The organism is Haloferax sp. AB510, assembly GCF_024136985.1.
GTDB lineage: Archaea > Halobacteriota > Halobacteria > Halobacteriales > Haloferacaceae > Haloferax.
Genome location: NZ_JAMYJY010000135.1, coordinates 1 through 8,518 on the forward strand (window position 1 = coordinate 1; position 8,518 = coordinate 8,518).

Here is an 8,518-nt window from a genome sequence, read left to right on the forward strand (position 1 = left end):
GCCGACCGACCGAACCGAGGCGAAGACGGCGTCGCGGACGCGTTCGAGCGCGGCGTCGCGGTCGGTGGCGACCGGCGGGTCCGGGAGTGACCAGACGCGTTCGTCGTCGCCGGCGGCTTCACCGGCCGTCTCGCGGGAGTGTCCGGCGGGGACGGCGACCGGGTCGTCGAGGTCGCGGTGGTCGAACGACCACGTCGCGGGGTCGGCGCGCTCGGAGAAGAGCGGTTGGCGACCGAGCACGTCGCGGACGAGTCGGCCGTCGAGTTCGCCCGCGAAGCCCGCGGTTCCGGGGAGCGGGTCGCGGTCGGCGAGGGCGCGCCGGACGAGGTCGGGGGACGCGCCGCGCATCAGAACAGGTCCGTCAGGGCGTGTTTCAGGCGTCGGGTCGCGCCGCCCGCGGCCTGCCGGAACGAGATGCGCCACGGGGTCTTGTTGCCGACGACGCTCGTTCGGCCCTCGGCGACGGCCGAGAGGATGGCGTCGGCGCTTCGGGTGTCGGTCCCGACCTCGGTGACGGCCTGTCCGACCATCTCCGCGATGTGGGCGTCGCTTCCGGCGGTCATCGGGAGGTTCCGCCGCTTGGCGAACCGCTCGGCGCGCTGGTTGGCGATGCCGGTGAGGAGCCGCGAGTTGTATATTTCGATGGCGTCGGCGCTGGCGAGTTGCGCGCTGGAGATATGTGGGGCGACGCCGTGCCGCGACTTCTGGAAGGGGTGCGGGACGACGGCGATGCCCCCGGCGTCGTGGATGCGGTCGAGCGTCTCGTCGTACGACAGCCCCGCGGGAATCAGTTCCTCGACGCCCAAGGCGAGCACGTGGCCCGCGGCGCAGGTGACTTCCATCCCGGGGATGCCGACCAGTCCGTAGTCGGCGGCGAGTTCCGCGGCTTCGAGGCTGGCGTCTATCTCGTCGTGGTCGGTCACGGCGAGGGCGTCCAAGCCGACCGCGACCGCCTGTTCGAGGAGATACTCGATTGGGTCCCGCCCGTCGTAGGACAGAGACGAATGCGAGTGCAACTCGACCGATAACACACCGTCTTCTAACGATGGAGGCTAAAAAAGCGCCCCGGTCCCGGTGTGATTGGTATGTGTACCTCACGCACGGCGCTGGGGCGTGTCGGAGCACCCTTCCCATTAATGACGCCGATACGAGAGACCGTCACCACCCGCAGACACTCCGCGAGCGCCGACATACCGCCGAAACTGGACGAAATGTAAGAATATAGAAATAATATCGCGGGCGACGAACTATCCGGACGGTGGCGTACCCACATCGCGTGGTTCCACCGGGGTGAGAGAGATGACCGTACGAGACATCGCACGACCGAGAGACGAACTGGTGACAGCGAGGGAAGACACGCCGATTCGAGAGCTGGCGAAGCTGATGGAGGACCGAAAGGTCGGCTCCATCGTCGTCGCGAACGGCGACGATATCCGGGGTATCGTGACGGACCGCGACATCGCGCTCAAGTGCGTCGCCGCCGGCGGTGACATGAGCGGGATGACGGCGAAAGACGTGATGACCGGTGAGCCGTTCACCGTCGACGCCGACGTGGGCGTCTTCGACCTGTTCCGGCAGATGCGGGAACACGGCGTCCGGCGCGCGCCGATAACCGACGGCGGCAGGCTGACGGGCATCGTCACGATGGACGACCTGCTCGTGTTGCTCCAAGACGAGATGCACGAGCTGACGGAGATAATCCGCGCCGAGTCGCCGCCGTACACGCCCGCGTGAGTCGGATGCGGGCGACGACGGCGACTCCAACCACATTTTACGCACGTTCGTGCACATAGAAAGGGTTTACAATGTGCGTTCTGACCATACCAGTGAATGACGCTTTCCGACGCGGACCGCGACCTCGTCGTCGCCGAGCTCGGTCGAGACCCGACGCCGGCCGAGGAGATACTCTTCGAAAACCTCTGGAGCGAACACTGCGCCTACCGGTCGTCTCGCCCGCTTCTGTCGGCGTTCGACTCGGAGGGCGACCAAGTCGTCATCGGCCCCGGTGACGACGCGGCGGTCGTCGCTCTGGACGACGACACCTACATCACGCTCGGTATCGAGAGCCACAACCACCCCTCCTACGTCGACCCCTACGACGGCGCGGCCACGGGCGTCGGCGGCATCGTCCGCGACACCCTCTCGATGGGGGCGTACCCCATCGCGCTCGCCGACTGCCTCTACTTCGGCGACTTCGACCGCGAGCACTCGCGGTACCTCCTCGACGGCGTCGTCGAGGGCATCGCCGACTACGGCAACGCAATCGGCGTCCCGACGGTGACCGGTTCGACCTCCTTCCACGAGAACTACGAGGGCAACCCCCTCGTCAACGTCGCCTGCGTCGGCCTCCTGTCGGCCGACCGCCTCGTCACGGCCGAAGCCCAGAAGGCGGGCAACAAGCTCGTCCTCGTCGGCAGTTCGACCGGCCGCGACGGCCTCGGCGGCGCGTCCTTCGCCAGCGAGGACCTCGCAGAAGACGCCGAAACCGAAGACCGGCCCGCGGTACAGGTCGGCGACCCCTACACGGAGAAACTGCTTATCGAGTGCAACGAGGCGCTCATCGACGAGGACCTCGTCGAGTCCGCCCGCGACCTCGGGGCCGCCGGCCTCGGCGGCGCGTCCTCGGAACTCGTCGCCAAAGGAGGCTTCGGCGCGGAAATCGACCTCGAAAAGGTCCACCAGCGCGAGCCGAACATGAACGCCTTCGAGATTCTCCTCTCGGAGTCCCAAGAGCGCATGTGCTACGAGGTGACTCCCGAGAACGTCGAGCGCGTGCAGGAACTCGCCGCGCGCTTCGACCTCGGCAGCGCCGTCATCGGCGAGGTCGCCGAGGGCAACTACGTCTGCACCTTCGACGGCGAACCCGTCGTCGACGTGCCCCCGGAGTTCCTCGCCGAGGGCGCGCCGATGAACGACCTCGACTCGGTCGAACCCGAAGCCGCGGAGCGCGACCTGCCCGCGTTCGACCTCACCGAGGCGTTCGAGGCGGTCGTCTCCGACCCCAACACGGCGTCGAAGCGCTGGGTCTACCGGCAGTACGACCACGAGGTCGGCCTGCGGACCGCCCGCCGGCCCGGCGACGACGCGGCGCTCCTCGATGTGCCCGAAGCGGACACGAAACTCGCGTTCACCGGCGGCGCGGACCCCAACTGGACGACCGCTGCGCCTTACGACGGCGCGCGCGCCGTCGCCTTCGAGAACGCGACCAACCTCGCCGCGAAGGGCGCGTCGCCCCTCGCGACCGTCGACTGTCTCAACGGCGGCAACCCCGAGAAGCCCGACGTGTACGGCGGCTTCAAGGGCATCGTCGACGGCCTCGCCGACATGTGCCGGGCGCTTTCGGTCCCGGTCGTCGGCGGCAACGTCTCCCTGTACAACGACTCCGTCTCCGGCCCTATTCCGCCGACGCCGACGCTGGCGATGGTCGGTAAGGCCGACGGCTCCTCGCCCGGTCTCTCGCTTTCGGGCGAGGGCGACCTGTTCCTCGTCGGCTTCTCCGGCGGGGCGCTCGGCGGTTCGGCGGTCCTCGAACACGCCGGCGGCTCCGACGCCTTCCCGGCGCTCCCCGAGGACGCCGACGCCGCGACGGCGGTCGAGACGATTCGGACGGTCGCGGCCGACGAGTCCACGGTCGCGGTCCACGACGTGAGCCACGGCGGCCTCGCGGTCGCGCTGGCCGAGATGGTCACCGAGGAGGTCGGCGCGGACGTGTCCGTCGCCGACTACGTCTCGCTGTTCGAGGAGACGCCCGGTCGCGTCGTCGTCGAGACGACCGACGAGGCCGCGCTCCGCGACCTCGCGGGCGACGTGCCCGTGGTCGAACTCGGGACGACGACCGACGACGCGACGCTCTCGCTCGCGGTCGACGGCGACGAGGCCGCTTACGGCGCGGGCGACATCGCCGAGCTGCGCGACGTGCTCGCGCGCGAACTCGACTGAACCGAAACCTAAACTGAAAAAACGCGGTCCCGCGTCACGCCGCTCCCGCTACGGTTCGAGGACGACTTTCCCGCTGCTCTTTCTGGCTTCGATGTACTCGTGGGCCGCCGCGGCGTCTTCGAGGTCGAACGCCTCGCCGACGACCACGTCGAGTTCGCCCGCCGCGAGCAGTTCGGAGAGTTCGGGCACCGCGCCGAGGACCGACTCGGGGCGCTGCTGCATGGCGCTTCCGAGGTGGAAGCCGATGACGGACTTGTTCTCGAACAGCAGGCGCGTCGGGTCCGCTTCGGCCGCGTCGCCGGAAGCCGCGCCGTAGGTGACGAGTCGGCCGAAGTCGGCGAGGGCGTCGAGACTGCGCTCGAACGTCTCGCCGCCGACGCCGTCGAGAACGAGATCGACGCCCGCGCCGTCGGTCTCGTCGGCGACGACCTCGCGGAAGTCCTCCTCGGTGTACTGGATGCCGTGGTCGAGTCCGAGGTCGGCCGCGAGGTCAAGTTTCTCCTCGGTGCTGGCCGTGCCGAACGTCTCGACGCCGGCGTGGGAGGCGAGTTGGACCGCCGCGGTGCCGACGCCGCCGGCGGCCGCCTGAATCAGCACGCGCTCGTCGTCGGCGAGGTCGCCCCACTCGTGGAGGCAGTTGTACGCGGTGAGGAACTGGACGGGGAAGCCGGCGGCCTCGGCGAACGACATCGACTCGGGCACGTCGAACAGCGTCGGGGCCGGCGTGGTGACGTACTCGGCGTACGCCCCGCCGCCGGTCATGGCGACGACGCGCTCGCCGACCTCGCGGTCGACGCCCTCGCCGACCGCGTCGATGGTCCCCGCGGCCTCTATCCCCGGCGTGTACGGCGGTTCCGGGCCGTCACGGTAGGTCCCGCGCCGCTGCATGATATCGGCGAAGTTGATGCCGGCGGCCTCGACGGCGATGCGGACCTCGCCCGGGGTCGGTTCGGGCGTCTCGGTCTCGCGCAGTTCGAGGCTGTCGGAGCTTCCGTACTCGGTGACGACGATAGATTTCACGCCGGGTCGTAGCCGCGGGGGCCTGAAAAGGAAAGAGAACGCGGAAGTTCGTACGAATTGCCGGTTCTGGGGGTCCCGAGCGCGCTTACGCCAGCGCCAGCGGGAGACCGAACACGACGACGAGGCCGACGACGAGAACGAGGATGCCGGTCGTGACCTGACTCATCGAGAAGTCCTGCATCGGGGAAGTGACGCGGGCGTCCTCGTCCGCGTGGTGGTCGTCGTGTCCGTGGCCGCCGTGGTCGTGGTCGTCGCTCATACGCGGGGCGACGGGTTCGCGGTACAAAAACGCACCTAACCGTCGTCCGCGGACACTCCGTGTCGCCACCATCGACTCACCGGCGTCGGTACAACGTGCCCGCGGAGACGACTCGCGCGCCGACGACCCACACCGACTGCGCGCCGACCGACTCACGACCGATACAAGTGAAGCGTGACCAGAAATACGAGGCAGAGCGGGAGAATCGGTGCGGCCGCTTCCAGCGGGACCAAAAGCAACACGACTGCGGACAGCACCACGAACTCGACGACAACCAACAGGCTGATGACTTCGGTAGGGTCGGCCATCGCTGGAACTTGACTCGGGCGTTCGTTCTCGCGGGACCGGTATCAAAGTGATTCTTCGGCGGAGCGCGTCTTCACGCGCGGTCTGCCGGTGCGAGCGACGCCATCTCGAAGTGCGCGCTGTCACACACTCGGCCGGCCAGCGTCGCCTCACGAACCGCCGGGTCGTCGTGCGGGCCGCCCCGAACTCGGAGGGTGGCCACCTCGCCGACGACCGACCGGATTCCGGTATCGACCGCCTCGCGAATCCCGTCGGCGACGACGAGCGACACCGACTCGAAGCGGCAGTCATCGGCCGACCCGAGTTCCGAGACGAGGTCGCTGCCCGGTGATTGGAGTTCGATTCGGAATCCCCACGGGGTGACGAGGAACGTCCGCCGCTCGTTCTCGGTCACCGGCCAATCTCGCGCCGTCGCCCGCTCGACGACCGCCGACACGTCGGCGACGACCACCCCGACGTGGTCGAACGAAAGCCTCGGGCCGGGCGTGAGCGTCACGTCGGCCATCCCGCTGCGATTCGTCTGCAACCGCAGGCGGAAGCCGTCCGGGGCGTCGTCGTCGGCCGCCAGCGCGACCGACTCGCCGTCGGCGGTTCCGAAACGCGCGACGGGGGCGATTCCGTGCGACGAGAGAACCGACGTGGCGTGGGCGATATCGGGGACGTGGTAGTGGAGGTGGAACACAGTTGGGGGGTTCACGAGAGACGAGTCGTTCCGTCCGGAGATGTACGTCCCGGTTCCCCCGAACCCCCCCTGCCGTAGTCGAAACGGTGAAACGGCTCTTTCGCCAACGATTCAGTAGCGAATGCTCACGAAGCGCATCATCCCCTGTATCGACGTCGACCTCGACGAGGACGGGAACCCGGCCGTCTACACCGGTGTCAACTTCGAGGACCTGAAGTACACGGGCGACCCGGTCGAGATGGCCAAACTGTACAACGAGGCGGGCGCGGACGAGTTCGTCTTCCTCGACATCACCGCCTCCGCCGAGGGGCGCGAGACGATGCTCGACACCGTCTCGAAGGTCGCAGACGAGGTGTTCATCCCGCTGACCGTCGGCGGCGGCATCCGCACCCGCGACGACATCAAAGAGACGCTCCGCGCCGGCGCGGACAAGGTCTCTATCAACACCGCGGCGCTCCAGAACCCCGACCTCATCGAGGAGGGCGCGCGCTCCTTCGGCAGTCAGTGCATCGTCATCTCGGTGGACGCCCGCCGACGCTACGACGAGGAGGGCGAGCACTACGCCGAGGTGGACGGCGAGTCCTGCTGGTTCGAATGCACCGTCAAGGGCGGCCGCGAGGGCACCGGCGTCGACGTTATCGAGTGGGCCCGCGAGGCCGAGTCCCGCGGCGCGGGCGAACTGTTCATCAACTCTATCGACGCCGACGGCACGAAAGACGGCTACGACATCCCGCTGACGAAGGCCGTCTGCGACAACGTCTCGACGCCCGTCATCGCCTCCTCCGGCTGCGGCGGCCCCGAGGACATGTACGAGGTCTTCACCGAGGCCGGCGCGGACGCCGGGCTCGCCGCTTCTATCTTCCACTTCGACGAGTACACGATTCAGGACGTCAAGGAGTACCTCGACGAGCGCGACGTACCGGTTCGCCTGTAAGCCAGCGTCTTCACAGCCGTTCTGTTCTGCCTCTCTTTGTCCCGCTTTTCGCCCCCCGTCCCGCCTGTCGGTCGTGCGTCCCCCGCGCAGTCGGAACTAATCTTAACCCGCCGGCGCGCCGTATCTCGACCCGAGATGACCGACGACCCGTGGCTCGACGCCCTCCGAACGAACCGCGAAGAGAAAGACCGCTATCTCGCCGCGGACCGCAACTCACCGATTCCGCCGGACCAGCGGGAGTTCTTCGACGGTCTCGACTACTTCGACCCCGACCCCGACCTCCGGTTCGAACTCGAACTCCGGGAATACGACGACCCCGAGCGCATCACCATCGGGACTTCGACCGACGGCGAGCGCGAGTATCTCGCGTGGGGGCGCTTCGAGTTCGAGGTCGACGGCGAGTCCTACGCGCTCGACGCCTACCGGGCCGACGCCGACGAGGACCGCCTGTGGGTGCCGTTCCGCGACGAGACGAACGCCGAGGAGACCTACGGAGCGGGTCGCTACCTCGACCTCGAAGCCGCGGACCGGACCGACGACGGCCGGTGGGTGGTCGATTTCAACGACGCGTACAACCCGTTTTGCGCCTACTCGCCGCGCTACGAGTGCCCGCTCGTCCCGATGGAGAACTGGCTCGACGTCCGTATCGAGGCCGGCGAAAAGGACTACGACGGTCCGGGCGGCGAGTAACCGAGAAACGCGCCGCTCGCGGCCGAGCGGAAACGAGAGAGAACCCGCAGATTACGCGTCGATACCGGCGCGGTAGGCGTCGGTGAAGTCGTCGGCGGTACGCTGGACGCCTCGGGCGGCCTCCGCGAGCGCGTCGAGGGGGTCGACGCCGGGTTCCGTCTTGATAGAGAGGACGGGGTCCGTCTGTCCGCCGGACTGCTCGGGGTTCACGTCGTAGGTCGCGGCCGTGACGGTGTCGGTCTGGAGGAGTTCGCCCTTCAGGACGTTCATGAAGGTGTGGTCCTCGCCGCCGATTTCGATGCGGAGTTCCTCGTCGGTCTTGTCGATGACCCGCAGTTCCATGGCTCTCCGTTCCCTCCAGCGGCGTTTTAACGTTTCGTCTCGGGGACCGCGACCAGTTCGTCGAAGTCCGGGTCCGCGTCGAGGAGTTCGTACCGCCCGCCGTCGTCCGGCGGCGCGACGACGCCCTCGGCGACAAGGTGGTCCAGATGGGCGAACGCCTCGCCGGGGCCGTGGAGGATGTGAATGGCTTCGAGGTCGCCGAACAGGCGGGCGCTCACGGTCCACGCGTCGGCCGGGCCGTGTTCGTCGAGGACGGAGACGACGCGCTCGGTGCGCTCGCGGTGGTGTTGGGCGATGACGCGCGCCCGGCCGGCGGGGTCGGTCGATGGGGTCGCGGTGGCCGGGG

General features: G+C 68.3%; 10 protein-coding genes and 2 pseudogenes. 4 read left to right on the forward strand and 8 right to left on the reverse strand.

The window, feature by feature from the left end; genetic code table 11:
- Together NKF06_RS18485 and NKF06_RS18490 are read right to left on the reverse strand one after the other, a co-directional pair.
- Nucleotides 1–348 (reverse strand): annotated as a pseudogene (locus NKF06_RS18485) (asparagine synthetase B); the annotation flags it as partial.
- Nucleotides 348–1,031 carry a PHP domain-containing protein gene (locus tag NKF06_RS18490; protein WP_004977563.1) on the reverse strand — a complete coding sequence of 228 codons (684 nt, stop codon included), beginning with the start codon at nucleotides 1,029–1,031 and terminating at the stop codon, nucleotides 348–350. The gene NKF06_RS18490 and the pseudogene NKF06_RS18485, both read right to left, overlap by 1 nt.
- A 268-nt stretch (nucleotides 1,032–1,299) precedes the next feature.
- Between NKF06_RS18490 and NKF06_RS18495 the strand changes: the two genes are divergently transcribed.
- Together NKF06_RS18495 and purL are read left to right on the forward strand one after the other, a co-directional pair.
- Nucleotides 1,300–1,734 (forward strand): CBS domain-containing protein, encoded by a 435-nt coding sequence (locus tag NKF06_RS18495; protein WP_058825655.1) that lies wholly within the window; start codon nucleotides 1,300–1,302, stop codon nucleotides 1,732–1,734.
- 96 nt (nucleotides 1,735–1,830) lie between these two features.
- On the forward strand, nucleotides 1,831–3,939 hold the full coding sequence (purL, locus tag NKF06_RS18500) for a phosphoribosylformylglycinamidine synthase subunit PurL (RefSeq protein ID WP_253246251.1): 2,109 nt from the start codon (nucleotides 1,831–1,833) through the stop codon (nucleotides 3,937–3,939).
- Between the two features lie 48 nt (nucleotides 3,940–3,987).
- Here the strand turns inward: purL and NKF06_RS18505 are convergent, their stop codons facing one another.
- The 4 genes from NKF06_RS18505 to NKF06_RS18520 all read right to left on the reverse strand — a co-directional run bounded on the left by NKF06_RS18505 (nucleotide 3,988) and on the right by NKF06_RS18520 (nucleotide 6,221).
- Nucleotides 3,988–4,959: a zinc-binding dehydrogenase gene (locus tag NKF06_RS18505; RefSeq protein WP_253246252.1), complete on the reverse strand. Its 972-nt coding sequence runs from the start codon at nucleotides 4,957–4,959 to the stop codon at nucleotides 3,988–3,990.
- An 85-nt stretch (nucleotides 4,960–5,044) separates the two neighbouring features.
- Nucleotides 5,045–5,218, reverse strand: coding sequence for a hypothetical protein (locus NKF06_RS18510; protein ID WP_253246253.1), 174 nt, complete (start codon nucleotides 5,216–5,218; stop codon nucleotides 5,045–5,047).
- A gap of 152 nt (nucleotides 5,219–5,370) precedes the next feature.
- The gene (locus NKF06_RS18515; protein WP_172795724.1) at nucleotides 5,371–5,526 is read right to left on the reverse strand and encodes a hypothetical protein; all 156 of its coding nucleotides are present in this window, start codon (nucleotides 5,524–5,526) and stop codon (nucleotides 5,371–5,373) included.
- A gap of 71 nt (nucleotides 5,527–5,597) precedes the next feature.
- Nucleotides 5,598–6,221 carry a hypothetical protein gene (locus NKF06_RS18520; protein ID WP_253246254.1) on the reverse strand — a complete coding sequence of 208 codons (624 nt, stop codon included), beginning with the start codon at nucleotides 6,219–6,221 and terminating at the stop codon, nucleotides 5,598–5,600.
- A gap of 106 nt (nucleotides 6,222–6,327) precedes the next feature.
- On the opposite strand from NKF06_RS18520, the gene hisF reads away from it, so the two are divergent.
- On the forward strand, nucleotides 6,328–7,140 hold the full coding sequence (hisF, locus tag NKF06_RS18525; RefSeq protein WP_253246255.1) for an imidazole glycerol phosphate synthase subunit HisF: 813 nt from the start codon (nucleotides 6,328–6,330) through the stop codon (nucleotides 7,138–7,140).
- A gap of 135 nt (nucleotides 7,141–7,275) precedes the next feature.
- Nucleotides 7,276–7,830: a DUF1684 domain-containing protein gene (locus NKF06_RS18530; RefSeq protein ID WP_058825659.1), complete on the forward strand. Its 555-nt coding sequence runs from the start codon at nucleotides 7,276–7,278 to the stop codon at nucleotides 7,828–7,830.
- A gap of 51 nt (nucleotides 7,831–7,881) precedes the next feature.
- Here NKF06_RS18530 and NKF06_RS18535 read toward each other — a convergent pair whose 3' ends face one another.
- The gene (locus NKF06_RS18535; RefSeq protein ID WP_004970976.1) at nucleotides 7,882–8,172 is read right to left on the reverse strand and encodes a DNA-directed RNA polymerase subunit L; all 291 of its coding nucleotides are present in this window, start codon (nucleotides 8,170–8,172) and stop codon (nucleotides 7,882–7,884) included.
- Between the two features lie 26 nt (nucleotides 8,173–8,198).
- Nucleotides 8,199–8,518, reverse strand: a pseudogene (locus NKF06_RS18540) (MBL fold metallo-hydrolase); the annotation flags it as partial.

What these genes read in the sequence shown, in the direction of transcription:
- NKF06_RS18515 (WP_172795724.1), bottom strand. Translation starts at nt 5,526, where the DNA reads ATGGCCGACCCTACCGAAGTCATCAGCCTGTTGGTTGTCGTCGAGTTC.
- NKF06_RS18510 (WP_253246253.1), bottom strand. Translation starts at nt 5,218, where the DNA reads ATGAGCGACGACCACGACCACGGCGGCCACGGACACGACGACCACCAC.
- purL (WP_253246251.1), top strand. Translation starts at nt 1,831, where the DNA reads ATGACGCTTTCCGACGCGGACCGCGACCTCGTCGTCGCCGAGCTCGGT.
- NKF06_RS18535 (WP_004970976.1), bottom strand. Translation starts at nt 8,172, where the DNA reads ATGGAACTGCGGGTCATCGACAAGACCGACGAGGAACTCCGCATCGAA.
- NKF06_RS18495 (WP_058825655.1), top strand. Translation starts at nt 1,300, where the DNA reads ATGACCGTACGAGACATCGCACGACCGAGAGACGAACTGGTGACAGCG.
- hisF (WP_253246255.1), top strand. Translation starts at nt 6,328, where the DNA reads ATGCTCACGAAGCGCATCATCCCCTGTATCGACGTCGACCTCGACGAG.
- NKF06_RS18530 (WP_058825659.1), top strand. Translation starts at nt 7,276, where the DNA reads ATGACCGACGACCCGTGGCTCGACGCCCTCCGAACGAACCGCGAAGAG.